The sequence below is a fragment of the Azospirillum sp. 11R-A genome (genome assembly GCF_049472615.1).
Taxonomy (GTDB): Bacteria; Pseudomonadota; Alphaproteobacteria; order Azospirillales; family Azospirillaceae; genus Azospirillum; species Azospirillum palustre.
Map to the genome: position 1 here is coordinate 148,972 of NZ_JBCEBL010000015.1, position 26,478 is coordinate 175,449.

At 67.1% G+C, this 26,478-nt stretch carries 24 protein-coding genes, 1 tRNA gene and 2 pseudogenes; 17 read left to right on the forward strand and 10 right to left on the reverse strand.

The features are described from left to right. Positions 1–35 precede the first annotated feature (35 nt). Positions 36–302 carry a hypothetical protein gene (locus VH569_RS20405; RefSeq protein ID WP_423317453.1) on the reverse strand — a complete coding sequence of 89 codons (267 nt, stop codon included), beginning with the start codon at positions 300–302 and terminating at the stop codon, positions 36–38. Positions 303–607: 305 nt separating this feature from the next. Here VH569_RS20405 and VH569_RS20410 point away from each other — a divergent pair. Further along, positions 608–1,643 (forward strand): annotated as a pseudogene (locus VH569_RS20410) (DDE-type integrase/transposase/recombinase). A 78-nt stretch (positions 1,644–1,721) separates the two neighbouring features. Here the strand turns inward: VH569_RS20410 and glmS are convergent. The 3 genes from glmS to VH569_RS20425 all read right to left on the reverse strand — a co-directional run bounded on the left by glmS (position 1,722) and on the right by VH569_RS20425 (position 6,173). Further along, on the reverse strand, positions 1,722–3,548 hold the full coding sequence (gene glmS, locus VH569_RS20415) for a glutamine--fructose-6-phosphate transaminase (isomerizing) (protein ID WP_109046906.1): 1,827 nt from the start codon (positions 3,546–3,548) through the stop codon (positions 1,722–1,724). Between the two features lie 66 nt (positions 3,549–3,614). Beyond that, positions 3,615–4,967, reverse strand: coding sequence for a bifunctional UDP-N-acetylglucosamine diphosphorylase/glucosamine-1-phosphate N-acetyltransferase GlmU (gene glmU / locus VH569_RS20420; protein ID WP_423317415.1), 1,353 nt, complete (start codon positions 4,965–4,967; stop codon positions 3,615–3,617). Between the two features lie 825 nt (positions 4,968–5,792). Next, positions 5,793–6,173, reverse strand: a complete 381-nt coding sequence (locus VH569_RS20425) for a hypothetical protein (RefSeq protein WP_423317417.1) — start codon at positions 6,171–6,173, stop codon at positions 5,793–5,795. A gap of 532 nt (positions 6,174–6,705) precedes the next feature. On the opposite strand from VH569_RS20425, the gene VH569_RS20430 reads away from it, so the two are divergent. After that, positions 6,706–6,972 carry a hypothetical protein gene (locus tag VH569_RS20430; RefSeq protein ID WP_423317419.1) on the forward strand — a complete coding sequence of 89 codons (267 nt, stop codon included), beginning with the start codon at positions 6,706–6,708 and terminating at the stop codon, positions 6,970–6,972. Here VH569_RS20430 and VH569_RS20435 read toward each other — a convergent pair. Further along, positions 6,917–7,822 (reverse strand): DUF3108 domain-containing protein, encoded by a 906-nt coding sequence (locus VH569_RS20435; RefSeq protein WP_423317421.1) that lies wholly within the window; start codon positions 7,820–7,822, stop codon positions 6,917–6,919. The genes VH569_RS20430 and VH569_RS20435 overlap by 56 nt on opposite strands. Before the next feature lie 206 nt (positions 7,823–8,028). Between VH569_RS20435 and VH569_RS20440 the strand changes: the two genes are divergently transcribed. From VH569_RS20440 to VH569_RS20455, 4 genes are all read left to right on the forward strand, one after another. Then, positions 8,029–8,103, forward strand: a tRNA-Val gene (locus tag VH569_RS20440). A 216-nt stretch (positions 8,104–8,319) separates the two neighbouring features. After that, the gene (locus VH569_RS20445) at positions 8,320–8,484 is read left to right on the forward strand and encodes a sugar tyrosine-protein kinase (protein ID WP_098737443.1); all 165 of its coding nucleotides are present in this window, start codon (positions 8,320–8,322) and stop codon (positions 8,482–8,484) included. Positions 8,485–8,652: 168 nt separating this feature from the next. Further along, positions 8,653–9,561, forward strand: coding sequence for a pantoate--beta-alanine ligase (gene panC / locus VH569_RS20450; RefSeq protein ID WP_423317423.1), 909 nt, complete (start codon positions 8,653–8,655; stop codon positions 9,559–9,561). Between the two features lie 201 nt (positions 9,562–9,762). Further along, positions 9,763–10,173 carry a flagellar basal body-associated FliL family protein gene (locus tag VH569_RS20455; protein ID WP_423317425.1) on the forward strand — a complete coding sequence of 137 codons (411 nt, stop codon included), beginning with the start codon at positions 9,763–9,765 and terminating at the stop codon, positions 10,171–10,173. A gap of 79 nt (positions 10,174–10,252) precedes the next feature. Here the strand turns inward: VH569_RS20455 and oxlT (VH569_RS20460) are convergent, their stop codons facing one another. After that, positions 10,253–11,560, reverse strand: coding sequence for an oxalate/formate MFS antiporter (oxlT, locus tag VH569_RS20460; protein WP_423317427.1), 1,308 nt, complete (start codon positions 11,558–11,560; stop codon positions 10,253–10,255). A gap of 386 nt (positions 11,561–11,946) precedes the next feature. Here oxlT (VH569_RS20460) and VH569_RS20465 point away from each other — a divergent pair, with 386 nt between their 5' ends. After that, positions 11,947–12,591, forward strand: a complete 645-nt coding sequence (locus VH569_RS20465) for a thiamine phosphate synthase (RefSeq protein WP_423317429.1) — start codon at positions 11,947–11,949, stop codon at positions 12,589–12,591. A gap of 154 nt (positions 12,592–12,745) precedes the next feature. Continuing rightward, positions 12,746–13,435, forward strand: a complete 690-nt coding sequence (locus tag VH569_RS20470) for a GntR family transcriptional regulator (RefSeq protein WP_174475202.1) — start codon at positions 12,746–12,748, stop codon at positions 13,433–13,435. Positions 13,436–13,479: 44 nt separating this feature from the next. On the opposite strand, the gene pyk is transcribed toward VH569_RS20470, so the two are convergent. Then, positions 13,480–14,946 carry a pyruvate kinase gene (gene pyk / locus VH569_RS20475; RefSeq protein ID WP_423317431.1) on the reverse strand — a complete coding sequence of 489 codons (1,467 nt, stop codon included), beginning with the start codon at positions 14,944–14,946 and terminating at the stop codon, positions 13,480–13,482. A gap of 200 nt (positions 14,947–15,146) precedes the next feature. Between pyk and VH569_RS20480 the strand changes: the two genes are divergently transcribed. From VH569_RS20480 to VH569_RS20490, 3 genes are all read left to right on the forward strand, one after another. Further along, entirely contained in the window at positions 15,147–15,941 is a 795-nt protein-coding gene (locus VH569_RS20480) for an NUDIX hydrolase (RefSeq protein ID WP_423317433.1), read from the forward strand. Positions 15,942–16,125: 184 nt separating this feature from the next. After that, a complete protein-coding gene (locus VH569_RS20485; RefSeq protein WP_423317435.1) occupies positions 16,126–16,674 on the forward strand; it encodes an NAD(P)-binding domain-containing protein in 549 nt (182 codons plus the stop codon). Continuing rightward, positions 16,671–18,386, forward strand: a complete 1,716-nt coding sequence (locus VH569_RS20490; RefSeq protein WP_423317437.1) for a pyruvate, phosphate dikinase — start codon at positions 16,671–16,673, stop codon at positions 18,384–18,386. The genes VH569_RS20485 and VH569_RS20490 overlap by 4 nt, the downstream gene beginning before the upstream one ends. A 61-nt stretch (positions 18,387–18,447) precedes the next feature. On the opposite strand, the gene VH569_RS20495 is transcribed toward VH569_RS20490, so the two are convergent. After that, positions 18,448–19,377 carry a histone deacetylase family protein gene (locus tag VH569_RS20495; RefSeq protein WP_423317439.1) on the reverse strand — a complete coding sequence of 310 codons (930 nt, stop codon included), beginning with the start codon at positions 19,375–19,377 and terminating at the stop codon, positions 18,448–18,450. A 99-nt stretch (positions 19,378–19,476) separates the two neighbouring features. Then, positions 19,477–19,932 carry a CBS domain-containing protein gene (locus tag VH569_RS20500; protein WP_377810978.1) on the reverse strand — a complete coding sequence of 152 codons (456 nt, stop codon included), beginning with the start codon at positions 19,930–19,932 and terminating at the stop codon, positions 19,477–19,479. A 427-nt stretch (positions 19,933–20,359) separates the two neighbouring features. On the opposite strand from VH569_RS20500, the gene VH569_RS20505 reads away from it, so the two are divergent. Continuing rightward, positions 20,360–20,581 carry a hypothetical protein gene (locus tag VH569_RS20505; RefSeq protein WP_098737466.1) on the forward strand — a complete coding sequence of 74 codons (222 nt, stop codon included), beginning with the start codon at positions 20,360–20,362 and terminating at the stop codon, positions 20,579–20,581. An 86-nt stretch (positions 20,582–20,667) separates the two neighbouring features. Here the strand turns inward: VH569_RS20505 and VH569_RS20510 are convergent, their stop codons facing one another. Beyond that, positions 20,668–21,111 carry a GNAT family N-acetyltransferase gene (locus VH569_RS20510; protein ID WP_085084000.1) on the reverse strand — a complete coding sequence of 148 codons (444 nt, stop codon included), beginning with the start codon at positions 21,109–21,111 and terminating at the stop codon, positions 20,668–20,670. Between the two features lie 476 nt (positions 21,112–21,587). On the opposite strand from VH569_RS20510, the gene oxlT (VH569_RS20515) reads away from it, so the two are divergent. From oxlT (VH569_RS20515) to VH569_RS20535, 5 genes and pseudogenes are all read left to right on the forward strand, one after another. Next, positions 21,588–22,892 (forward strand): oxalate/formate MFS antiporter, encoded by a 1,305-nt coding sequence (gene oxlT, locus VH569_RS20515; protein ID WP_376960846.1) that lies wholly within the window; start codon positions 21,588–21,590, stop codon positions 22,890–22,892. 302 nt (positions 22,893–23,194) lie between these two features. Further along, a complete protein-coding gene (locus VH569_RS20520) occupies positions 23,195–23,938 on the forward strand; it encodes a sulfite exporter TauE/SafE family protein (RefSeq protein ID WP_423317442.1) in 744 nt (247 codons plus the stop codon). A gap of 226 nt (positions 23,939–24,164) precedes the next feature. Beyond that, positions 24,165–25,193 carry a 2-dehydropantoate 2-reductase gene (locus VH569_RS20525; protein ID WP_423317444.1) on the forward strand — a complete coding sequence of 343 codons (1,029 nt, stop codon included), beginning with the start codon at positions 24,165–24,167 and terminating at the stop codon, positions 25,191–25,193. Between the two features lie 86 nt (positions 25,194–25,279). Beyond that, entirely contained in the window at positions 25,280–25,789 is a 510-nt protein-coding gene (locus VH569_RS20530) for a CBS domain-containing protein (RefSeq protein ID WP_423317445.1), read from the forward strand. 152 nt (positions 25,790–25,941) lie between these two features. After that, positions 25,942–26,478, forward strand: a pseudogene (locus tag VH569_RS20535) (NAD(P)(+) transhydrogenase (Re/Si-specific) subunit alpha); the annotation flags it as partial.

Here is a 26,478-nt window from a genome sequence, read left to right on the forward strand (position 1 = left end):
TAGAAAAGCGCAACTGTAATGCTAGGGCGGCATTGTCAACAATCAGTCAGCAAACCTGTGTCTGTCATATAGCTACGATCCGGATTCATAACCAGTAGGCGACGGTTGCCGCGATGTGTGTCATTGTAAGCAGAGTCGACCACATGCTCGATGTAGATCAGGACATCGCCAGCGGCGTCGCCACCGACCGCTGCGCCGGTGGCAAGGTTGACCGACACCGCGGCGGCCGAGCTGCGGTAGTCGGCGGTATCGCCACCAGCATCACCATCCAGCGTGTCGGCACCGGCGCCGCCGGCAAGCAGATCGTTCCCGTCGTTGCCGCTAGTTGTTTGGTTGCGAAACGTTGTTGGGACGTGAGCTGTTGGGTTGTCTGGGAATACGGCGCGTGGTTCGAGCGACGCCTTATGACGTCGTGTGTGGGCGCGCCGGAACTCGGCGCAGACCTGTCCGTCGACGCCATGATGAGCAACGCCGACCCGGCGTCCCTCCCGCTGTCAACCCCGTGAGCCGCCGTAAGGCGGTGGCCCGCCAGGGCCGGCGGGGCGGCGACTGGTAACCTCTGCCATGGCAACGACGGCGGGTTTCTTCCCGGCCATGGAGAGCCGTCATGTACCAGATCCATCCCAACGCCCGCACCACCCCGGCCGTGCGCGCCACCATCGCCTCATCCACCGAGCCCTCGGGCGTGCTGCCCAAATGCTACGGCGTTAGCACCGAAACCATCCGGAAATGGCGCCGGCGTGGAGGATTGCCAGGATCATTCCGCCCGCCCGAAGCATCTGCGGTGGCGGGCTTCCGAGGAGGAACGCGCCATCGTCTGCGAGCTGCGCCGGATGACCGGCTTTGCGTTGGACGATCTCACCTTCACCCTGCGCCACTTCCTTCCGCATCTGAACCGCGACGCCATCTACCGCATTCTCAAGGCTGAAGGGCTGGGCCGACTGCCACCGCCTCCATCGACCAAACCGGTGAAAGAGGTGAAGAAGTTCAAAGAGTATGACCTCGGCTTCCTCCACATCGATATCAAGCATTTGCCCAAGTTGCAGGTCATCGGCGGCGTGCCGCGCAAACGCTACCTTTACGTCGCCATCGACCGCGCCTCACGGCGGGTTCACCTAGCGGTCAAGGACGAAGAGACCGAGGCCTGCGCCACTGCCTTTCTGAAGGAGGCAGTCGCAACCTTTCCCTTCACGATCACCCACGTCCTGACCGATCGCGGCAGTTGCTTCACCGCCGACGTGTTTGAGGCGGCCTGTCGTGCACTTGCCATCGAGCACCGGAAGACCAAGCCCTACACCCCCAAGACCAACGGCATGGTCGAGCGCTTCAACGGCCGCATCGGGCGGGAGGTGCTGGTGATGTGTATCGGCACCCATCAGACCTTGGAGTGCCTACTGAAAGGCTACAACCTCGCCTACAACGCTCGCCGCCAACGGGTCTTGGATGGCCGATCCCCCGACGAGGTCGTGAGCGAGCGCCTGAAAGCAAGACCAGAGCTGACCAATCCATCCTATCGACCTCCCGATCCCTGCTCCCTGACCAAAACCAAAATCGCGGCGCAGCTGAAGGTTTTTACCGCCAAGGAGGTGTCGCAACCTGACACCACCAATCAGTATGATACTTTGTTTTTTGATCTCTCATAGCACATACGGAAAATCAGACAGCTACTCATCGATCAGTATGAAACTTTATTCTCTGCGAACACACGGAGAATGCCCCGCTTACTCCACCGTCACGCTCTTCGCCAGATTGCGCGGCTGGTCCACGTCGGTGCCCTTCAGCACGGCCGTGTGATAGGCCAGCAGCTGCACCGGGATGGCGTAGAGCAGCGGGGCGACCAGCGGGTCGCAGGCGGGCAGCTCGACCGACCAGCGGACCTTGTCCTTCAGCTTGTCGATGCCCTTCCGGTCGGCCAGCAGCAGCACCTTGCCCGACCGTGCGCAGACCTCCTGCACGTTCGACACCACCTTTTCGAACAGGGCGTCGGACGGCACCAGCACGATCACCGGGACATTGTCGTCGATCAGCGCGATGGGGCCGTGCTTCAGCTCGCCGGCGGCATAGCCCTCGGCGTGGATGTAGCTGATCTCCTTCAGCTTCAACGCACCTTCCAGGGCCAGCGGATACATGGCGCCGCGGCCGAGATACAGCACGTCGCGGGCCTCCGACACCTCCTGCGCCAGCTCCTTCAGCCGCTCGTCATGGGCCAGCACGTCGGCGGCGCGGGCCGGCACTTCGCGGAGCGCGTGGGCGATCTGCTGCATCCGCTCCTGGTCGATGGCGCCGCGGGCGCGGCCGACGGTGACGGCAAGGCAGGCCAGCGTGGTCAGCTGGGTGGTGAAGGCCTTGGTCGAGGCGACGCCGATCTCCGGCCCCGCCATGGTGTAGAGCACCGCGTCGGATTCCCGGGCGATGGTGCTTTCCGGGGCGTTGACGATCGACAGGATCTTCTGGCCCTGGCGCTTGCAGTAACGCAGAGCTTCCAGCGTATCCAGCGTCTCGCCCGACTGCGAGATGAACAGGGCGATACCGCCCGGCGGCAGCGGCGCCTCGCGGTAGCGGAACTCCGAGGCGATGTCGACCTCGACCGGGATGCGGGCCAGCGTCTCGAACCAGTATTTGGCGACGAAGCCGGCGTAATAGGCGGTGCCGCAGGCGACGATGGTCAGCTTCGACGCGCCGGCCAGATCGAAGGGGAAGTCCGGCAGGGTGAAGGTGCCGGTCTCCGGGTTGATGTAGGCGTTCAGCGTGTCGCCGATGACCTGCGGCTGCTCGTAGATTTCCTTGAGCATGTAGTGGCGGTAGCCATCCTTGCCGATCAGGGCGCCGGACACCGCCGTGGTCTTCACCGGACGCTCCACCACCGCGTCGCCGGCATCGTGGACGATGGCGGCGGTGCGGCTGACCTCGACCCAGTCGCCGTCCTCCAGATAGCAGATGCGGTTGGTCAGCGGCGCCAGCGCGAAGGCGTCCGACGCCAGATACATCTCGCCGTCGCCATAGCCGACGGCCAGCGGCGTGCCGTGGCGGGCGCCGATCATCAGCTCATGCTCGCCAGCGAAGATCAGCACCAGGGAGAAGGCACCGGTGAAGCGCTTGAAGGCGGCGGCCGACGCCTGGACCGGGGTCATGCCCTGCTGGTCCAGGTAGTAGGTGACGAGATGGACGATCACCTCGGTGTCGGTGGCGCTTTCGAAGACGTAGCCGTGGCCGGTCAGCTCGTCCTTCAGCTCCTGGTAATTCTCGATGATGCCGTTGTGGACGACGGCGACACGCTTGGTGGCGTGCGGGTGGGCGTTGTTCTCCGTCGGACCGCCATGGGTGGCCCAGCGGGTGTGGCCGATGCCGACCGTCCCGGACAGCGGCTGGTCGCGCAGCTTCATGTCCAGGTTGGCCAGCTTGCCCTCGGCGCGGCGGCGCTCGATATGGCCGTTCACCAGGGTGGCGACGCCCGCGCTGTCATAGCCGCGGTATTCGAGCCGGCGCAGGCCCTCCACCAACCGGGGGGACGCGTCGTGGATGCCGTTGATGCCGATGATGCCGCACATGGACCTGATGCTCCTGAAAAAAGGTACCGGCTGACGAGCCGGAGAGAAACGGATCCCGGACCGATCCTACGCCTTTTTTGCTTTCTCGTTTTGCTTCCGTTCGCGGAAACGCTTTGCCCAGCCGGCGTACGCCTTCTGGTTGCCGCGGGCGACCACCAGCGCGTCCGCCTCCACCGCCATCGTCACCACGCTGCCGGCGCCGACGATGGCGCCGTCGCCGATGACGACCGGGGCGACCAGCGCGCTGTTCGAACCGATGAAGGCCCCGGCGCCGATCTCCGTCCGGCTCTTGGAGAAGCCGTCGTAATTGCAGGTGATGGTGCCGGCGCCGATGTTGGCCTTGGCCCCGACCCGCGCGTCGCCGATGTAGGTCAGGTGGTTGGCCTTGGCCCCGGCCTCGATCACCGCGTTCTTCACCTCGACGAAATTGCCGATGTGGGCGTCCGGGCCGATCTCGGCCCCTGGCCGCAGCCGGGCATAGGGGCCGATGACGGCGCCGCTGTCGATGCGCACGCCCTCCAGATGGCAGTAGGGCTTGATCTCCACCCGGTCGCCGACCGTCACGCCGGCGCCGAAGAAGCAGCCGGGGCCGACCACCACGTCGCGGCCGAGCCGGGTGTCGACGCTGAGGAAAGTGCTGTCGGGATCGATCAGCGTGGCGCCGTTGTCCATCGCAGCCTTGCGCAGGCGGCGTTGCAGCAGCTTCTCCACCTCCGCCAGTTCGGCGCGGGAATTGACGCCGACCACCTCGGCCGGAGCGGCCTCCACCACGGCGCAGGCCATGCCGGCGCGGCGCGCGATCTGGACCACGTCGGTCAGGTAATATTCGGACTTGGCGTTTTCGTTGCCGACGCTGCCGATCAGGTCGAACATGCGCGCGCCGTCGAACGCCATCAGGCCGGCATTGCACAGGGTGACCGCGCGCTCCTCCTCGCTGGCGTCGAGATACTCGACGATCTTCTCCAGCCCGTCGCGGGCGTTCAGGATCAGGCGGCCATAGGCGCCGGGATCGTCGGGGCGCATGCCCAGCACCACCACGGCCGGGTCGGCCGCCTGCCGGCGCGCCTGCACCAGCGCGCGCAGCGTGTCCGGCGTGACCAGCGGCGTGTCGCCGTACAGCACGATGACGTCGCCGGTGAAGCCCTCCAGCAGGCCGAAGGCGGCGCGCACGGCGTCGGCGGTGCCGCGCTGCTCGTGCTGGACCGCGGTGGGGTAGGGGGCGACGGCGGCGGCCACGCTGTCCATGCCGGGGCCGACCACGACCACGACATGGTCGGGGTCGAGCGTCTTCACCGCGGCCAGCACATGCCCGACCATCGGCCGGCCGGCAACCCGGTGCAGCACCTTGGGCAGATCGGATTTCATGCGCGTGCCCTTGCCGGCGGCGAGGATCACGCAGGCGAGCGGACGATGGGCCATGGTGATGTTCCTGGTCGAGCCTTGAAGTGGAAGGGAAAGCCGGTCGATGAAGGCGACGTACTTGAGCCGGTAAAGGTTAAGACATCACTGCTGGAGAGGACGGCGCTTCTCCGGGAGTGGGCGCCGCACCATCCGCATTTCCGAGAATGGTGTGCCACAGCACAGCATGGAAGCCCAAGTCAACTTTTGTTTCAATCTGCAATAAATGAATGTTTCCAACAGGTTGCCCGCTCAATTTCTTGTGGTTTCCGTCTGCCGTCTTGCCGCTTGGCGATGGCTGCGGTCACCCGGTCCCGCCGGTCTGCCCGGCATGAGGGGGCTCGGGATCTTTCAGTGACATGTATCCGATGCCGGCCGCAATCTCCAGGGCAGGACGGCCGAATTCTGCCGGCAGAGAGGATGACGTCTTTCACAGGTCATGGAAATTTATCCTTTCGGTTCCGGCTAATCTTTTATTTTCAAGATCAGGGCGCCGCCAAATCCTATTCTGTCCCTGGGCCGTTCGGGGGCGAAGTTGAACAGTATTGTCACCGAAGTAGCGTTTCGCTTGCCCTGCGTCAATTCGGCCTTTAGGTCCGCGCGTCACGGTACCCACAGCCGGCTACCGGTCTTTTTCTGAGTAGCCTGGATCGCAGAGCCGTCATAGTCATCCCGCCGTCCAGCCGGCGAGGTCCGATGACGTCTGGCCGGGGGCGCCATGCAGGGCCCAGCCGGAAGCCTGACCGGAGCCGGGGCGCGCGGTCAGGCGGGCTGTCTGGGGTTGGTCCTGTCTGGGGCCGGCCCTGCACCAAGGGCCGATATCGCGATGCCCGGTGCAGGTGGTTTTCAGGCTGTGGGGTGGCCGGAAGAGTCGTGCTTCTGCCGCAGCGCCTTGAGCAGGGCAGCCCGGAGCGTCTCGGGCGAGCAGGGCATCTCCAGCAGGATTCCGCTGAACGCGCCGGCTTTCCGGCGCTGGAGAAGGCTGGAATCCCCCGTGATGCCAATCCATGGCAGGGGATAGCCGATCTCGGCTTCGAAGCGGCTGGCCAGCTGGTCGCCGGTCTCCTGGCCGTTCGTCGGAGGAAGAAGCAACACCGTCGGACGGAGATTGTCTGCCCTGGTGTCTGCAATGATGTCATCCAGGTTGTCGCCGGAAACGACTTGGCATCCCCAGGACTCCAGCAATGCTTCGATGCCAAGACGCAGAATCGCGTTCTGCTCCAACACAACCACAGTGTTCCCTTCGATTGCCGGCACTGTGCGACGCCCTCCAGCCATGAGTGGTCCGGAACATTTCCAGAAACGGTAACTCGTGGGCTGATGCGACATTGCACGCGGTCTCAATTTTGTCATTAACCTGTGATGGGTTCAACCGTCGGTAGGTTCTGGCCGTGCCGCTCACCAACACAGGGGCGATCTATATCCCGATGCCGTCGGATACATACGCCGATACTATCCCTTTGACCGGAAGGGGTATCCCTCAGGACCCGCGTGCCGGAACCGCAAAGCCCCTAGACTGGCAATGGTCGATCCGGCGCTGCCGGGCGACGGGACGCCGATCCGGGGGAGGACGCGCCATGATGCAGGACGATGCCCTGACGGCCGGTTCGCTGGCTTTCGCCGTCCTGCTGCTGACGTTGGCCGCAGCCGGCAGGCACGACAATCAATCAAAAACCTGCCGGGTGCGGGTCGGACGGCGGCGTGCTTCGCGGCCGTCCGGCCAGCGTCACGGCAGCAGCCGATGGGAAGGAACTCCACCATGGCCTCTCACATGGCTCGGATCGTTCATATGGGCAAACTGGGCGGCTTTGCGGCGTTGCTGGACGGCAGGATGCTCGAGCTGGAAGGCTGTTTCCTCTGGCCGTCGGCGGCGGCACTGAGCGGCGCGGCGCGGCGGGCCGGCATCGCGCTGTCCGACCTGATCCTCGACACCCGCTCCACAACGGGGCCGGCCGGGCCGGCCGCCGCGGTCAGCGCACAGTCTGCGGCGAGGTTCCGGCCCGGCGGTCTGCTGCTGGCGGCGTGACCCCGGTCAGGTGGACCACCACGCTGCCGAAATCGCTGTCCGTCTCCAGCCGGACGGGCAGCGGTGGAGAGCCGGCGGCGACCGGAGCCAGCCACAGATTGACCGGCGGCCGGTCGGCAGGGTTGTTGCGTTGCCAGAAGCGGCCGCCCGACGATGACCGGGCATAGCCGGCCACCGGCTTGTAGTTCACCCGGCATTGCTGGGCGACACCGGAGAAGATCGAGTAGCGCGACGGGTCGACGATCCGCCGCCCCACCTCGCTGAATACCATGTCGTAGCGGCGGCGGCCGTCGAACACCGGCAGCGACCGGTCGCAGCCCTCGCTCGCCCCCACCGCGAACAGCAGGTCGAGCACGGCGGTCAGCGGATCCAGCGTGCCGCGCTGCAGGTCCGGCGGCACCGGCTCGCGGTCGTCCTTGTCCGCCGGCGGCGTGACGCTGGTGGAGACGTCGCCCTGCGGTCCGTAGGTCAGCGTGACGTTGCGCGGTTCGCCGCGCAGCAGGCTGGTCTGGCGGTGGCTGTCCGGCCGAAAGTCGTCGCCGCGGACATGGCCGTCGCTCTCGGAGTCCGTGCGCCAGCTGAACAGCTGGCCGATGGTGCCGCCGGTCACCGCCGACACGGCGATGCGGTAGCGGTCGCCGGTCACGTCCAGCGTCGCAGTCACATCCAGCGCGGTCACCCCGCCGACGAAGACCCGGTAGGTCGCCTTCACCGGCTCCGCCGACGCCACGGCCGTTGCCAGGGGAAGCAGGGGCAGGGAAAGGCCGGCCGCAATCAGGGCTGTCCGGGCAGGGTGGAGAAGATGGCGGGGGAGATGGCAGGGAAGGCGGCGGGGGCTGGGCTGGGGCACGGTCCAAAGCTCCTGCGGTCGTCGGGACATTTTCGGGGGCGGCGTTTTCGGGGCGTCATTTCGGGTGGGCAATCTTTTTTAAGATGGGGATGAATCTGACGCTTGACACCCGGTGGGGAAGGCCGTAGAAACCCGCCCACCGCAGCGGCGGGGCCGACGAAAGACGGTCGCGGCGCAAAAGAGTTCGGTACAGAGTTTCACGGTTCGGGCGCGTAGCTCAGCGGGAGAGCATTCGCTTCACACGCGAAGGGTCACAGGTTCAATCCCTGTCGCGCCCACCATTAAAAAAGGCTTCGGACGATTGTCCGGGGCCTTTTTTGCTTTCCACCCCGCCCGACGGGAATTGCGCACGCAGGGGCGAACCGGAACGGCCAACATCGAAAAATTCTTATGTGACGGGCGATCCCGCGGTCGATTGACGCAGATCAGCCCCTTTTGCGCTGCAATAGGCTAGACAGGGCATCATTCCTGTCACCCGCTTCGGAAAGCCAACTCACATGGACGATACCCGTATCGCTTTGCTGTCTCTCGCCCTGCTGGTCGCCGTCCTGGCCGTCATCATCGGTTCGGTGATCCTGGTGCCGTCCTTCACCGCGCTGCTGGCGACGCTGCTGGCCTGGGCGAACCTGGCCTATCTGGTCGGCATCACCTTTAAGCGTTGATGGCCAAGCGCCGATCCGAAACCGCGGCGGAGAGGGAGGTCGCCCTCTCCGCCGCGGGTGCCGAACCATGATAGTTCGGCAATAGTCTGTCCTGCGGAAAGCTTTTCTGGACAGGAACGGTCCGTCGGGGTATCCAGCGCCCGTTTCGCTGTGCCAAGGACCGACGCCATGACACCGACCCCTGCCCCGTCGTCTTCCAATCCGATCGGCACCCTGTCCGCCGGCACTCTGCCGATCCTGCAGACGGTCGAGGATCTGCGGTCCCAGGTCGCCGCCTGGCGCCGGGAGAGGCTGACCGTCGCACTGGTGCCGACCATGGGCGCCCTGCATGACGGCCATCTGGGCCTCATCCGGCGCGGTCGCGAGCTGGCCGATCGGGTGGTCGCCAGCGTCTTCGTCAACCCGACCCAGTTCGCCCCGCACGAGGATTTCGACCGCTACCCGCGCGATGAAAGCGGCGATGCCGCCAAGCTGGCCTCGGCCGGCTGCCACACGCTCTACGCGCCGACCGTGCCCGCCATGTATCCGCAGGGCTTCGCCACCGCCATTTCGGTCGGCGGTCCGGCGGAGGGGCTGTGCGGGACCTTCCGGCCGCAGATGTTCGGCGGCGTGGCGCTGGTGGTGACCAAGCTGTTCCTCCAGGCCCTGCCCGACGTGGCGGTGTTCGGCGAGAAGGATTACCAGCAGCTGATGGTGATCCGCCGCTTCACCCACGATCTCGACATTCCCGTCCGGGTCGAAGGGCTGCCGACGGTGCGCGAGGCCGACGGGCTCGCCATGTCTTCGCGCAACGCCTATCTCAGCGCCGACGAGCGTGCCCGCGCGCCCGAACTGAACCGGGCGCTGACCGCCGCCGCCGCCGCGCTGGCGGCAGGGGCGGAGGTCGACGGCGTGCTGACCGGCATCCGCGGCCGCATCGCCGAGGCCGGCTTCGGCGCTATCGATTATGTCGAGCTGCGCGACGCCGAGACGCTGGAGCCGGTGAGCGCCGTTACCCGGCCGGCCCGCCTGCTGGCCGCCGCCTGGATGGGCAAGGCCCGGCTGATCGACAATGTGCCGGTGATCCCCGCCGGCTGACCGGCCAGAGATTGGGGCCCTAACATTGGGGCCCCAACATTGGCAGTTGCCGGCATGATCGGCATTTGACCGGCATTTGTTGTGCGCCTAGCATTCCCGGACGGGCAGGATCCCCGATGGTTTCATGGCCCCCGCGATGGGGGCGGAAAGGCCACTTTGCGGCTCGTTCGTCGCAACCAGCAGGGGGAAACGGTTTCCCTGATGCCAATCCTTCTGACCGGCCTGCTGCTGGTGCTGGCAGCGCTGGGGGGCACCGCAGCTTATGTCGCCACCCGCAACCGCGCCCCGGCCTCCCAGACACAGCTGGGACCCGACAAGAAATACGCGTCGCTGCCGCTGATGACCTTCAGCCTGGGCGGCAACGATGCCCGGATGGTCGACGTCAAGGTTCTGCTGGAGATCGACCCGTCGGTGGACGGCAAGGTGGCCGACCCCTATGTCCCCCGCATCACCGACCGGCTGTCCGACCGCATGCGCCAGCTCGACCCGCAGCAGCTGACCGGAGCCGACGGGGCGATGCTGATGAAGAGCACGATTGCCGGGGTCCTCGACCGCGAACTGCGCGGCGTGCGGGTGAGGGAAATCCTGCTCGACCGGATGGTGGTCAGGTAGCACGCTTCCAAAAAAGAGGCCGCCCGGCCCGGGGGGATTTCCGCGGGACCGGGCGGCTCTTGAAACTACGCCTTGGTTCTCAGTCGGCCAGCCGGGTGGTCAGGCGCGGGGCGGCGCTGGTGGCCGCCGCGACATAGCGGGCGCGCAGCGGCTTCAGGACGAACAGGGCGAGGAAGGCGGCCAGCGCGTTGACGATGGCGACGCTGTAGAAGACGGTCTGCCAGCTCCCGGTCGCCTCGACCATCAGGTTGCCGACGGGCACCAGCAGCGCGGCGACGCCCTTGGCGGTGTAGAGAAGCCCGGCGTTGGTGGCGGCGAAGCGCGACCCGAAGGTGTCGCCGCAGCAGGCCGGGAACAGGCTGAAGATCTCGCCCCAGGCGAAGAACACCAGACCGGTCAGGATGACGAAGGCGACCGGGTCGGCGCCGTATGCGCTGAGCGCCATCACGCCCACCGCCTCGATGGTGAAGGCGATGAACATGGTGTTCTCGCGCCCGATATGATCGGACACCCAGCCGAAGAAGGGCCGCGTGATGCCGTTCATCACCCGGTCGATGGACAGCGCGAAGGTCAGCGCCGGCAGAGTCAGGCCCAGGATGCTGACCGGGGCGTCGATCAGCCCCATGTCGGTGGCGATGGGGCCGAGCTGGGCCGTCACCATCAGGCCGCCGGCGGCGACCATGGTGAACATGCCGTACATGATCCAGAAGACCGGCGTCCGCAGCATCTCCTGCGGGGTATAATGGCGGCGCTGCGGGGCGGTGCCGCCGCGCGCCTGCCCATAGCCGTGCTTCGGCGGGTCGGCCATGAACCAGGCCAGCACCAGGATGACCATCCCCTGGCCGAGACCGAAGGTCATGAAGGTGTTTTCGAAACCGGAGGTCTCGATCATGGTGGCGATCGGCACGACGGTGAGGGCGGAGCCGGCGCCGAAGCCGGCGGCGGTCAGGCCGGCGGCCAGCCCGCGGCGGTCGGGAAACCATTTCAGCGCATTGCCGACGCAGGTGCCATAGACGCCGCCGGCGCCGATGCCGCCGATCACCGCGGCGAGATAGAGCAGGGTCAGCGAATCCGCCACCGCGTTCAAGGCCCAGGACAGGGCGCACAGCGCGCCGCCCACCAGCACGACGATGCGCGGACCGAACCTGTCGACGAACCAGCCCTCGACCGGCACCAGCCAGGTTTCGGTGACGATGAAGATGGTGAAGGCCACCTGGATCGCGGTGCGGCCCCAGCCATGCTTGTCGTCGATCGGCTCGACGAACAGTGTCCAGCCATATTGCAGATTGGCGATCATCGACATGCAGACGATGCCGATGGCCAGTTGCATCCAGCGCCCGCCCCAGGGTGCGACCTGGGCCGTATTGCCGTGCGTGTTACGCACCATGTCCTTCCTCCCCATTGCACCCGACATGTTCTGTTCGGCGACATGTTTCGTTCGGATTGCCGGACCTTGGGCTCGCGTTTGGCCGCATCGTTGGCTTCTGATGTCCGGTCCGGAAAAAAGGCGACGGGCTGAGGCTCTCTGCCACCAACTTGGGGTTGCTGGCATGCCAAATGCCCCATGCCCGCCTCTACGATCATCAGTTTGACGGATGATGTCAATACGAACCATTTATCGGACGGACAACAGACATGCGGATTGTCGATTTGTATCCGCTGGATTTCCGCAGAATGGGAAAATGACCGTCCCGGGACTGGCCGGAAGAGACAGGCCCTGCGATGATGAACGGCCCAACCGAAGGACGCGGTCCCATTTCACGCCCCACACCATTGCCTGAGCCGCCGCTGCTGGCGATCACCGACCGCAGGCTGGCCGACCGGCCGCTGCCGCAGGTGGCGGAGCGTCTGTTCGCCTGCGGCGTGCGTTGGCTTTCCTTGCGGGACAAGGACTTGCCCGATAGGGAAAGGCTGGATCTGGCTCGCGCATTGATTGCGTGCGCCCGTCCGTGGGGAGCCCGCGTCACCCTGCATGGCGACCCGGCGCTGGCCGCCGCGGCCGGTGCGGACGGGGTGCATCTGCCGGCCGGCGGCGATCCGGCGGCGGCGCGTGCGCTGCTGGGGGGCGGGGCGCTAATCGGGCTGTCGCTCCACGACTCGGACAGCGCGCAGGCGATGGCGCGGGCGGCCGGGCAGGCCGATTACGTGACCGTCTCGCCGGTTTTCCCCTCCGCCAGCAAGCCGGGCTACGGGCCCTGTCTGGGCGAGGCGGGCCTGCGGCGATGGGTGGATCTCGGAGTGCGCTGCGGCATGCCGGTGATCGGGCTGGGCGGTCTCGACCGGGCGGATGCGGTGGCCGGATGCCGGGCGGCCGGGGCCGCGGGCGTTGCAGTGATGGGGCTGGCGATGCGCGACGCGCAGGCGCTCAAGCCTCTGCTGGCGGCGCTGGCGCCGGAGGGGGACGATCTGCCGCGCTGAGGCCGGCCGTAGGCGCAATTCACGCCTGTCCCCCTGGACATCTCAACGGCTTGCATGCATCTGGTATGTAGGATACGAAAACGCCGAAGGTCCCGAACCGGGGACCCGCCCGGCTGCGCCGCAACGTCCGGCGAGACATGAGGACATCCACTCCATGACCTTTCCCGCTCTCAACGTCCAGCCCCTCGACACCGGAACCACCTTCCGCAGTCAGGTCTATCACGCGCTGAAGCAGGCGATCACGGAGATGGACATCTACGACCATGACCGCGAGATCCGGCTGGACGAGCGGCAGCTCAGCGACAAGCTCGGCGTCAGCCGCACCCCGATCCGCGAGGCGCTGACGCTGCTGGAGCAGGAGGGCTTCATCCGCCTGCAACCGCGCCGCGGCATTTTCGTCGTCCGCAAGACCAAGACCGAGATCGTCGAGATGATCCAGGTCTGGGCCGCGCTGGAAAGCATGGCCGCCCGCATGGCCGCCGAACATGCCCCGGCCGCCGAGATCCACAAGCTGTGGGACCTGTTCGGCAGCTTCGAGCAGCGCAGCCCGAAGGACCATGTCAGCGAATATTCCGACGCCAACATCGCCTTCCACAAGAGCATCATCCAGCTGAGCGGATCGAAGCTGATCCAGGACGTCACCGACAACCTGTTCATCCACATGCGGGCGATCCGCAAGCTGACCATCGGCCAGGAGGATCGGGCCGAGCGCTCCATCCACGACCACCGCGCCATCATCAAGGCGCTGGAGGACCGCGACGCCAACCTCGCCGAACGGCTGGTGCGCGAGCACACCATGGGTCTGGCCGCGCATGTCGAGAAGCACTGCGATTTTCTTGAGTAAAGAACGGATCAGGGCGGTTTATGCCGCCCTGAACGCAGCGGGCCTCAGACCGTCACCGCCTCCTTATGCGCCGTCTCCAGCTTCGGCATATCGTCGCCGTCGATGGTCACCACCCGCAGGGAGTTCGTCTTGCCCGGCGTCCCGAACGGCACGCCGGCGGTGACCACCAGCGACTGGCCGGACTTGCCGATGCCGGTCTCCGCCGCCGCCGTCAGCGCACGGCCGACCATCTCCGAGAAATTCGCCACGTCGTCGGTCAGCACGGCATGGACGCCCCAGGCCAGCGACAGCCGCCGCGCCGTCGCCTCGTTGGCGCTGAGGCCGAGGATCGGCACGCTGGGCCGCTCGCGCGAGGCGCGCAGCGTGGTCGAGCCGGTGGTGGTGTAGGTGACGATGGCCGCAGCGCTGATGGTTTCCGCCACCTGTCGCGCGGCGGCGGTCAGCGCGTCGGGGGCCGTCGCCTCCGGGCTGGGATGGTCGGCATCCATGATGCGGCGGTAGAGCGGGTCGCCCTCCACCCGGCGGACGATGCGTTCCATCATCGCCACCGCTTCCACCGGATAGCGGCCGGAGGCGGACTCCGCACTCAGCATCACCGCATCGGCCCCGTCATAGACGGCATTGGCGACGTCGGACGCCTCGGCGCGGGTCGGAGTCGGCTCCGACACCATGGATTCCAGCATCTGGGTGGCGACGATCACCGGCTTGCCCATGGCGCGGCTGAGCCGGATCATCTTCTTCTGCAGGCCCGGCACGTCCTCCGGCGGCAGTTCGACGCCGAGGTCGCCGCGCGCCACCATCACCGCGTCGGACAGTTCGATGATGCGGTCGAGCGTCGGCAAGGCTGCCGGCTTCTCGATCTTGGTCATCACATGCGCGCGGTTGCCGATCAGCTCGCGCGCTTCCAGGATGTCCTCCGGCCGCTGGACGAAGCTGAGGCCGATCCAGTCCACCCCGAGGTCGAGCCCGAAGGCGAGGTCGCTGCGGTCCTTCTCCGACAGGGCGCTGAGCGCCAGCGCCGCACCCGGCACATTGACGCCCTTGCGGTCGGACAGGGTGCCGCCGGCCACCACCTCGGTCTCCGCGAAGTCGGGGCCGCAGTCCAGAACGCGCAGCCGGATGCGGCCGTCGTTCAGCAGCAGGTCCAGGCCGGCTTCCAGGCTGGCGAACACCTCCGGATGGGGCAGGCAGACGCGGCGGCTGTCGCCCGGCCGGCGGTCGAGATCCAGGCGGAAACGGTCGCCGATGGCGAGATCCACCGGCCCGAAGCCGAAGGTGCCGACCCGCAGCTTCGGCCCCTGGAGGTCGAGCAGGACGCCGATCGGCCGGCCAACGGTCTTTTCGGCGGCACGGATGCGGGCGAAGCGCTCCGCATGTTCGGCCTGGGTGCCGTGGCTGGCGTTCAGGCGGAAGACATTCACGCCCGCCCGGGCGAGCGCCGTGATCTGGCTTTCCGACGAGCTGGCGGGACCCAGCGTGGCGACGATCTTTGTGCTGCGGTGAAACGGCATGACGACAGCCTTCCTCCGCCCGGCCCTTTGCGAAAAGGGGCGGGACTGGCGAACGATGATGAGTTGGGGTTCGGTGTTGGGCCGATGCTGGAAGTCCTAGGCCGGACGGTCAAACGGCGCCCGATCCTTATTCCGCATCGTGAGAGTGGTTCCACCCGCGGCACATGGACAGCCGGCCGGCCCGTCGGCGACACTGGGGCATGCCCGAGACCGCGCCGCAAAGCCCCGTTCCAGCCCATCCCGCCGCCACGCTGATCCTGCTGCGGGATGGGCCTGAGGGGCTGGAACTGCTGGTGATGGAACGCCATGCCGGCCTGCGTTTCGCCCCCGGCGCCACCGTCTTTCCCGGTGGGCGCATGGAGGCGATGGACCATGACCCGCATTGGCGCCGGTTCTGGCCGGATGGGGACCCGCCGGCCGATCTGGCGCACCGCGTCGCCGCCTTGCGGGAGTGCGCGGAGGAATGCGGCGTTCTGCTGTCCCGCGATCCCCTTGCGCCCGGCGCTCTCGACGAGCTGCGCCGCGCCCTGGCGGCGGGGGAGGGGTTCGCCGCGGCGCTGGCGCGGGCGGGCGCCGTCCCCGCCCTCGACCGCATGGCGCCGCTGGCGCGCTGGGTGACGCCGGAGATGCTGCCGCGCCGCTTCGACACGCTGTTCTATCTGGCCCCGGCACCGGAGGGACAGCAGCCGGTCTGCGATGGCGGTGAGGCGGTCGGCACCCTGTGGGCGAGCCCGCGCCGCCTTCTGGCGGAGGCCGGGGCCGGACAGCGGCGGCTGGTCTACGCCACCCGGATGACCCTGCTGCGGCTGGCGGGCTGTGCCGACAGGGCGGCGGCGATGGCCCTTGCCTGTCCTGTCCAGGGCCCCGGACAGGGAATCCCGCCGCCGATCGTGCCGCGGCTGGTGGAAACCCCGTCCGGTCCCGTGCTCCGCATTCCGGAGGGCTGCGGCTTTTCGCCACTGGAGACCCCGGCCGAACATGTTAGGCTTGGGTAAGATTAGGTAAGTCGGGACGGGTTTCCGCGATGTGAAAATTGCGCGATGGTGCTATTGTGCGACGCGGAATGCGCAATCAATCTCCAGACTGACGCACGGCGCCGGATCCCGCCGAGGGAAACGGCAGCGGGGGCGGAAGCAGGAGGATCGCGCAATGGATGTCGGGTTCGTCGGAAACGGGGAGATGGCCGATGCGATCATGGACAGGCTGCGGCAGGCCGGGCACCGGCTGCACCACGACCGCCATGGCCGCGGGGCGTTCCGTCACCAGGCCGGGATGTGCGACGTCGTGATGCTGCTGTTGCCCGATGCCCGCGCGGTCGAGGCCGCCCTGTTCGGCGACGCCCGTTTCGCCAATGACGGCTTTGCCGGCGCCCTGCCGCCGGGCACGCTGGTGATCGACCTGTCCCGCATCCCGCCGTCCGAGGCTTCGGCCAACGCCGCGCGGCTGTCCGGCATGGGGGTCCTGACGGCCGATGCGCCGCTGGCTCCCGGCTTTACCCCCGGCTTCACCATCGATCTCGGTGGCAGCGATGCGGCCTGCGCGCGGGCCGAACCGCTGCTGCGGCTGTTTAGCGATGGCGTCGTTCGTGCCGGCGGACCCGGTGACGGGCAGCGGGCGCATCTTGCCCGGACTGCGGACAGGAAGAACGACGATCCGGATGGACTGCACCGGCTGCTGCGTCTGATGGCCTTCGACGGGCCGGCCGAACCCATGTTGAGTGCATCATGAACAGCTTGACCGCTCCCGACATCGCCCCGCTCCGCCATCCGGCCGCTGTCCTCCTGTCGGCCGTACCGGACGTGATCGTTCCCTTCGGTGCCGGACTCGGCGCGGGGTTGGGCGATGGCCGGGCCGATGTCGGGCGGCTGGGCAACAAGGGGGCGCGTCTGGTGGAGATGGCGGCGCTGGGCATCCCGGTGCCGCCGGGCTTCGTCATCGCCGCGGAGGCCGGGCGCGGGCTGGGCGCGCAGGATGCGCTGCCGGCCGGCCTGATCGAGCGGATCGACGGCGCCATCCTGGCGCTGGAACGGCAGGCCGGGGGGCGTTTCGGCGATGCCGGGCGTCCGTTGCTGCTGTCGGTCCGCTCCGGCGCCGCGGTGTCGATGCCCGGCATGATGGACAGCATCCTCAATCTCGGCCTCAACGACCGCAGCGTCGAAGGGCTGGCGGCGACGTCGGGCGACGCGCGCTTCGCCTATGACTGCTATCGCCGGCTGGTCCAGTCCTTCGGCTGCGTGGTGATGGGCGTGCCCGGCCACCGGTTCGAGGCGCTGCTGGACGAGCACAAGGAGGAGCGGGGGCTCCAGCGCGACGGCGACCTGACGGCGGAGGACTGGCGCAGCCTGCTTCCGTCCTTCCTGCGGCTGGTGGAGACCCGCTGCGGCCGGCCCTTCCCCCAGGACCCCGCCGAGCAGCTGCGTCTGGCGGTGGCGGCGGTGTTCCGCTCCTGGATGAACCCGCGGGCGGTGGCGTTCCGCGCCCTGCACGACGTTCCGGAGGATCTGGGAACGGCGGTGACGGTCCAGGCGATGGTGTTCGGCAACCGCGGGCCGGATTCGGGCACCGGCGTGCTGTTCACCCGCGACCCCTCCACCGGCGTGCCCGGCCTGTGCGGCGAGTTCCTTGCCGACGCCCAGGGCGAGGACGTGGTGTCCGGCACCTGCGACCCCGACCCGCTGAGCGCCGGCCAGCTCAACCCCGACCGCTCCATGGAGCGCCGCCTGCCGGCCGTTTATGCCGAGCTGTGCACCGTGGCGGAGCGGCTGGAGCGTGCCTTCGCCGACATGCAGGACATCGAGTTTACGGTGGAGGGCGGACGCCTGTTCATCCTGCAATCGCGCAGCGGCAAGCGGTCGTCCGAGGCGGCGGTCCGCATCGCCGTCGATCTGGCGGAGGAGGGGATCGTCACCCGCGACGAGGCGGTGCGCCGCGTCGATCCGCAGGCGCTGGACGAGCTGCTGCGCCCGACCCTGACGGCCGATGCGCTGGCGGCGGCCATCGCCACCGGCCTGCCGGCCTCGCCCGGAGCGGCCACCGGCCGGGCCGCCTTCACCACCGACGACGCGGTGCGGCTGGCGCGCGGCGGGGCGCCGGTGATCCTGTGCCGGCCGGAAACCTCGCCGGAAGACATCCACGGCATGCACGCCGCCGTCGGAATCGTCACCGCCCGCGGCGGCTTCACCAGCCACGCCGCCACGGTGGCCCGCGGCATGGGCCGGCCCTGCGTCTGCGGCGCCCGCATGCTCCGCATCGATGTCGAGGAGGGGGTGATGCGGGTCGGCGAGGTGACCGTCCGCACCGGCGACCTGCTGACCATCGACGGCAGCAACGGCGCCGTGGTTCTGGGGGCGGCCCCGTTGCAGCGGCCGGCGCCGGACGGCGCGACCGCCCGGCTGCTGGAGTGGGCGCGGGAATGCGGGGTGGGGCTGGCGACGGATTGAGGGGAAGAGGACCGAGAGGAAGGCGTCGGGTTGCGAACGCCTTCTCCCTGGACAGCGCCCGTTAGGCCCGCATGAGCGCCGTAAGATGGGCGGCGCAGCCTTCCGCCAGACCGGTGGCGTCATAGCCGCCCTCCAGCGCCGACACCACCCGGCCGCCGCAGACGCGGTCGGCAAGCTCGACCAGCTTGCGCGTCACCCATTCGAAATCCTCGTTGGTGAGGCCGAGCTGCGCCAGCGGATCGCGCTTGTGCGCGTCGAAACCGGCGGAGATCAGCAGCAGTTCCGGCTGGAACGCCTCCAGCGCCGGCAGGATGACGCGCTCCACCGCCTGGCGGAACTCGACGGAGCCGCTGTAGGGCTCCAGCGGCAGATTGAGGATGTTGCCGTCGACGCCGCGCTCCCAGGAATTGCCGGTGCCGGGATAGAGCGGCGACTGGTGGGTCGAGGCGAAGAACAGGTTGGGATCGTCGGCGAACATCGCCTGGGTGCCGTTGCCGTGATGCACGTCGAAATCGACCACCGCGACACGGGTCAGCCCATGGACCTTGCGGGCATGCTCCGCCCCGACCGCGATGTTGTTGAAGACGCAGAATCCCATGGCGCGGGCGGGTTCGGCATGGTGGCCGCAGGGGCGCACCGCGCAGAAGGCGTTGGTCGCCTCGCCGGCCAGCACGGCATCGACCGCGGCGCAGACCGACCCGGCGGCGCGCAGGATCGCACCGCGCGATCCCGGCGACAGCAGCGTGTCGCCGTCCAGCCGCTGATAGCCGTCGGTCGGAACCGCGGCCAGGACCGCATCGACGTAAGAGCGCTCATGGACGCGCGACAGCTGTTCCACATCCGCTTCGGGCGCGGACCGGCGCTCCAAATCGCGGAACTCCGGCCGATCGAGCACCTGCCACACCACGGCCAGCCGTTCCGGCGCCTCCGGATGGCCGGGCCCGGTGTCATGTGCGAAGCAGTCGTGATGGGTGAAGATCAGGGTGGTCACAGAGGGTCACTCCCATGGCAAAGGCGCCGCCGGACTCGATGTGCCGGCGGCGCCGCAGTCGGGTGGGGCGGCCTGGGTAGGGCGGCCGGGTGGGACGGATCAATGGGCGTAGGTGGCGGCGGCCGGCGGTTCCGCGACCCCGGTGACCGTGCCGTCCAGCTCCTGCAATTGCAGCCGGGTGAAGTCGCGGGCGCTGACGACGCCGACCAGATGTCCGTCCTCCAGAACCGGAAGATGGCGGATGTGGTGCTGCTCCATCAGTTGCAAGGCCTGCCGCACGCTGTCGGACGGGGCGCAGGTCACCGGCTGGCGCGTCATCAGCTGCGACACCGGCATCGCCATCAGCGAGCTGCCGCGCTCCAGCAGGGCGTGCACGATGTCGCGCTCCGACAGGACGCCGGCCAGCGTGTTGCCTTCGGTGCGGCAGACGTCCTTGACGACCAGGGCGCTGATGTTCTCCGCCTTCATCAGGCGGATGGCGTCGGCGACCGTCGCACTGGTCCGCACGGCGACGACGCGGGCTTGCTTGGTGCGCAGGATGTGTTCGACCTTCATGGCGGGACTCCTGATCGGCTGCGGCTGGCGGGAAAGCCATCTGTGGGGCGGCCCGTCTTCAGGGCCGGCAGGGCGCCCGGCCGGGCGTCGTGCTTTGAATATGGTATGCCAAATACTGTACGCCAATCAAACAATTTCGATGGCCAATTTTGGCGGCGGCCCCAATTTTCAGGCCGCCTCATACGATGGTGCAGCGCAACGGGCTTCGCCCTGTTGGCTCATGATACCAACGCAGCACAGCCATACTGTTCGTAATGCGATATGTTTGTTATGCATGCAAATGAGCTTAGGCATGCGGTATGTGCATGTCCGGCATCATGTACCTTGTATACCAAAAAACTTGAACCAATTGCTGCATCGCGTCATAACGGAACTGTCACGCCGAAGCCGACCAAACAAAAAAGCACCCCACCGAGACACTGGAGCGATGAACATGTTGGAAATGCTGGTTCTGGCGCTTGTGCTGTCCGTCTTCGGCGGCACGGTCCATTATATTCTGTCGATGCAGATCGCCAACGCGGGCAAGTCGCAGCGCGATTTCTCCTCCGCGCCGCTTCGCCTCGCCAACCCGACCGAAGCCGATCTCAAGGAGCCGGAAGACGAACTGCCGCCGGGGCCGGCCTGGGCGAGCTTCCCACGCGCCTTCTGATCCGCGGCTCTTCCTTCCTGTCATCGTGAGAAAGACGGCCTCCCAGGGCCGTCTTTTTCGTTTTCGCCTTCGGTATTTCCACCCGGTCAGGCGAGCGGCAGCACCAGCTGGAAGCTTTTGATGGTCATCCGCTTGCGGTGGTAGAAGCGGTGGGCTTCGCCGCGCTGGATGCCGGAGATGATCTCCATCTGGGCGCAGCCGCGCTCCCGCGCCTCGCCAGCCAGCCAGTCGAACAGCTTGTCGCCCAGCCCGTAGGAGCGCTTGGCGGAGCTGGTGACCAGATCCTCGACATACATGTAGCGGCCGCGCGACAGCGTCTCGTGGACGCGGAAGCCGCCGCAACCGGCGATCTCGCCGTCCAGCCGCAGCAGGGCGAGGTTATAGCCGTCGTCCATCTGACGGCGGATCTGCGCGCGGTAGGCTTCGGGGTCGGTCATGTGGGTCCGCAGCTCCTTCATGATCGGGTAGCTGGCGGCGATATCGGCATCGTCACGCGCCACGACGATCTCGATGTTCTGCTGCTGGTCCATGGCGGTCGACTCCTTATCAATATGGGTTCTGCCCGGATGGGCGCCGGCGCCGACGGTACGTCCCCGGTGCTGGCATACCATATGCCAGAAGATTGTCAGGCCAAAAGCTGGCCTGCCACACTTTCCGCGTACCGGAAAACCAATGGCCGGGCGTAGGCCCCGCAACGGCGTGAATGCAGCCTGCGGAAACAGTTCGTGCCTTCCACTAATCGCTTGCACGGCATTCGGCATCTGGTATACCATATTGATAATTCCAGATCGGATCAGGACCGCACCGATTTGGCGGGGGGTGAAAACCCGCCTCCCACAGCAGTGAAGCGCCCCGGGGCCGCATCCCCGCCGCGCTGCCACTCACAGCAAACAACAGCATCAAATTCCGAAGCATCTCAGAAGACACCCAAAGAAAACGCCTAAAGCATCAAAACAGAAGCGACGCCCGAATCGGCAGAGAACCGCTTCCTAGGAGGAGATAGAAGATGCAGCATACGAATTCGGAGGCGCAGGGAGCACCGCTCGGCGGCCGCTGGATGCAGTTGGTCATCGGCGTGATCTGTATGTCGATGATTGCAAACCTGCAATATGGCTGGACGCTGTTCGTCAACCCCATCGATGAAAAGTATCATTGGGGCCGTGCCGCCATTCAGATCGCCTTCACCATTTTCGTCGTGACCGAAACCTGGCTGGTGCCGGTCGAGGGCTGGTTCGTCGACAAGTTCGGTCCCCGCATCGTCGTCGTGGTCGGTGGCATCCTGTGCGCCCTGGCCTGGGTCATCAATTCGTTCGCTGACTCGCTGGCGCTGCTCTATATAGGCGCGGCCGTGGGCGGCGTCGGTGCCGGCGCCGTGTACGGCACCTGCGTCGGCAACGCGCTGAAGTGGTTCCCGGATCGCCGCGGCCTGGCCGCCGGCCTGACCGCCGCCGGCTTCGGTGCCGGTTCCGCCCTGACGGTCGTTCCGATCGCCAACATGATCCAGACCTCCGGCTTCGAGCAGACCTTCCTGGTGTTCGGTCTGGGCCAGGGCCTGATCGTCTTCGCGCTGGCCTGGTTCCTGAAGGAAGCCGACCCGGCCCTGCTGCCGAAGACCAAGAGCAACATCGCTCAGAGCCGCCGCAACTACACCCCGCAGGAGACGCTGAAGTCGCCGGTCTTCTGGGTGATGTACCTGATGTTCGTCATGGTCGCCGCCGGCGGTCTGATGGCCACCGCCCAGCTCGGCCCGATCGCCAAGGACTTCCACCTCGACGGCATGCCCGTCAGCATCATGGGCCTGACCCTGCCGGCGCTGACCTTCGCGCTGACCATCGACCGCGTGCTGAACGGCGTGACCCGTCCGTTCTTCGGCTGGGTGTCCGACCATATCGGCCGTGAAAACACGATGTTCGTCGCCTTCGCCATCGAAGCGGTCGGCATCCTGGCGCTGAACCAGTGGGGTCAGCACCCGGTCGCCTTCGTCGTCCTGACCGGTCTGGTGTTCTTCGCCTGGGGCGAGATCTACAGCCTGTTCCCGTCCTGCTGCGCCGACAGCTTCGGGTCGAAGTTCGCCACCACCAACGCCGGCCTGCTCTACACCGCCAAGGGCACCGCGTCTCTGGTCGTTCCCTTCGCCAACGTGATCGTGTCTTCGACCGGCAGCTGGCAGGCGGTGTTCTTCTTCGCCGCCGCGGTCAACGCCATCGCCGCCTTCATGGCCCTGTTCGTCCTGAAGCCGATGCGTGCCCGCCAGATCGCCGAGGACACCACCCAGCCGGTCGGCAAGCTGGTGACCGAGGGCGCCGACTGAAAGAACCGCGGACTTTCCGCCGACAGGGTTCCCGTTGACCGGGGGGCCAGCCGGAACTCCAAGTAACGGCGGAACAGTGTAAGGGCGGACAAGATACCGCCGGAAAAACGACAAACCGGCATCGGGACCACCGCATTGGTCCCGGTGTCGGTTTGTCGCGTTTTGGGAGGCCGGCCGTGAACCGCATTCACGACCCGCGCCCCCCGACCGACAGGTCCGGGCAGAGAACGCTCGGAGACTGATATTCTGTATACAGAATACGGCTGGTGCCGTCAACACGGATCGAAAGGGGTGGGTCGATCATGTTGGGTATTCTCGTCCTGATGCTGGCGGCCTTCTGTTCCGGCGCGCTGAACGCCGTCGCCGGGGGTGGCGCCTTCATCACCTTTCCGGCCCTGCTGTTCGCCGGGGTGCCGCCGGTGGCCGCCAACGCCTCCAGCACCGTGGCGCTGTTTCCGGGGCAGGCGGCCAGCAGCTGGGCTTATCGGCGGGAGATCGCGGCCGGCGGTCAGGTGAATGTGCCGGTCTTCGCCGCCCTCAGCCTCGTCGGCGGACTGGTGGGCGCGCTGCTTCTGCTGGTGACGCCGAACGCGACCTTCGCCCGCTTCGTGCCCTGGCTTCTGCTGTTCGCCACTTCCGTCTTCGCCATCGGCGCCTATGCGCCGGGCATCGTGTCCCGGCTGCGGCTGGGCGGGCGCAGCGTGCTGGTGGTGCAGTTCCTGATCTCGATCTATGGCGGCTATTTCGGCGGTGGCATCGGCTTCCTGATGCTGGCGGCGCTGACTCTGTTCGGGCTGCGCGATATCCACGCCATGAACGGGCTGCGGCTTCTGCTGGCGATGCTGATGAACGCGGCGGCGGTCGGCACCTTCATCGTCGCCGGCGCGGTGTCCTGGCCGGAAACAGTGGCGATGGCCCTGGCGGCGGTGGCCGGCGGCTATGCCGGCGCCATCGGCGCGAAGCGGGTCGATCCCAAGCTTTTGAAGACCTTGGTGGTCATCATCGGAGCGGTGCTGACCCTGTACTTTTTCGCGAAGGGAGCCTGATCCGAACGGGGTGTATCCGGCGTCCGCAATCTCAACCGAGCCCCCACATTCCGCATTGACATACGGTATGTGGTATACCAAACTCCAGACACAGTTTGCGCGACAGACTGTTGGATGCCGCTGCAAAGCGACCGGTCAGCCGATGGATGCGGCCGGTGCGGGCAGGCTGGCGTCGTCCAGCCCCACAGCATTCAAAAAGTGAAATCGGGGGAGAGGGGAATCCGGCATGAAGATCTGCATCTACGGATCCGGGGCCATCGGCGGCTACCTCGGCGTTCGCCTGCATCAGGCAGGTGCCGAAGTCAGCCTGGTGGCGCGTGGCGCGCATCTGGCGGCGATGCGCGAAAACGGCGTCACCTTGCTGATGGGGGAGGAGAAGACCGTCGTCCACCCCCGCTGCACCGACAACCCGGCCGAACTCGGCCCGCAGGATTATGTGATCGTCGCGTTGAAGGCCCACTCCGTCCCCGGTGTCGTGCCTGCGATGCAACCGCTTCTCGGTGACCACACCGCCGTCGTCACCGCGGTCAACGGCATTCCCTATTGGTATTTCTACGGCACCGGCGGCGAGTTCGACGGCCGCACGCTGGAAACCGTCGATCCGGGGTCCGTCCAGTGGAAGGGCCTTGGTCCGCAGCGCGCCATCGGCTGCGTCGTCTATCCGGCGACCGAGGTGGTGGAGCCGGGCGTCATCCAGCATGTCTATGGCGACAAATTTTCTCTCGGCGAGCCGGACGGGTCGAAGTCGGACCGCGTCGTCGCCCTGTCGAAGGCGATGGAGGCTGGCGGCCTGCGCGCGCCGGTGCTGGACCGCATCCGCGACGAGATCTGGCTGAAGCTGTGGGGCAACCTCTGCTTCAACCCGATCAGCGCGCTGACCCATGGCACGCTGGAGGTCATCTGCGGCGATGCCGACACCCGCGCCGTCGCCAAGTCGATGATGCTGGAGGCCAAGGACATCGGCGACAAGCTGGGCGTCCATTTCCGCGTCGATGTGGAGCGCCGCATCAACGGCGCCGCTGCGGTGGGGGCGCACAAGACCTCGATGCTTCAGGATCTGGAGCGCGGCCGGCCGATGGAGATCGACCCGCTGCTGTCGGTGGTGCAGGAGATGGGCCGCATGGTGGGCGTGCCGACGCCGACCATCGACGTGGTGCTGGCGCTGGTGAAGCAGCGCGGCGAGACCGCCGGCTGCTACAGCAGGCCGCAGTCCGCCGCTCCCGCCCGCACGCCGGAAGCGGTGGCGGCCCAGTAGGCAAAACCAGAAATCGAGTCAGGCGACGCGGCCGGCGCAAACCAGGACTGGGTTCGCGCCGGCCGCCTCAAGGGGGGTGGAGCGTCATGAAGGTCGAGGACATTCTCCGCAAGAAGGGCACGCGCATCGGCATGGTGCGCATCAATGAAACGGTGACCACGGCGCTGCGCCTGATGAAGGCGGAGAACACCGGCGCGCTGGTGGTCAAGGACGTCTGCCGCACCGAAGGCAACACGGTGGTCGGCGTCATTTCCGAACGCGATGTCGTCCGCGCCCTGGTCGACCGCGGTCCCGCCATCCTGGAGCAGGCGGTTTCGGCGCTGATGACGCGCGATCCCTACTGCTGCAGCCCGTCGGACTCCGTCCGTCATGTGCTGAGCCTGATGGACGAACACGGCATCCGCCATGTCCCGGTTCTGGAAGGCTCCACCCTGGTCGGCGTCGTCAGCGTCCGCGACCTGATCCGCCGCCAGTTGGAAGAGCTGTCGGGCGAGGGCGTTCCGGTGGCCGCCGCCACGGCTGCCGCCACAGCCGCCGCCACAGCCGCCGCCACGGCGGCGGAAGGCTGGGACTTCCCGGTCGTTGCCAACCAGTGAGTGCTGCGGGTGGGGCCGGCGCATGTCCGCCGCCCCACCTGAGTTGCCGCTTCGGCGCTTGCCCGCCCTGATCCGGCCCTGACCGGGAGCCTTGACCCAGGGGTGGGCCGATTATTGCCCGCCGCCAAGGCCGGCCTTCGAAAGCAAACGACATGAAGATCGCGATACCCAGGGAGCGCCGCCCGGGCGAGCGCCGCGTCGCCGCGTCTCCCGAAACCGTCAAGAAATTCAAAGCCCTCGGTCTGGACGTGGTGGTGGAGAGCGGGGCCGGCCTCGGTTCCAGCATCACCGATGCAGCCTATGAGGCGGCGGGGGCCGCCATCGCCGCCGACCAGGCTTCGGCGTTGGCCGATGCCGACATCGTCCTGAAGGTGCAGCGTCCGCTGATCGCTTCCGAGGGCGGTGAGGACGAGCTGGCGCTGATCCGCAAAGGCGCGCTGCTGTTCGCTATCCTCAATCCCTACAACAGCCGCGACCATGTGAAGGCCTACGCCGATGCCGGCGTCAACGCCTTCGCCATGGAGTTCATGCCGCGCATCACCCGCGCCCAGGTCATGGACGTGCTGTCCTCCCAGGCCAACCTCGCCGGCTACAAGGCCGTCGTCGATGCCGCCAGCGAGTATGGCCGCGCCTTCCCGATGATGATGACCGCCGCCGGCACCGTGCCGCCGGCCCGCGCCTTCATCATG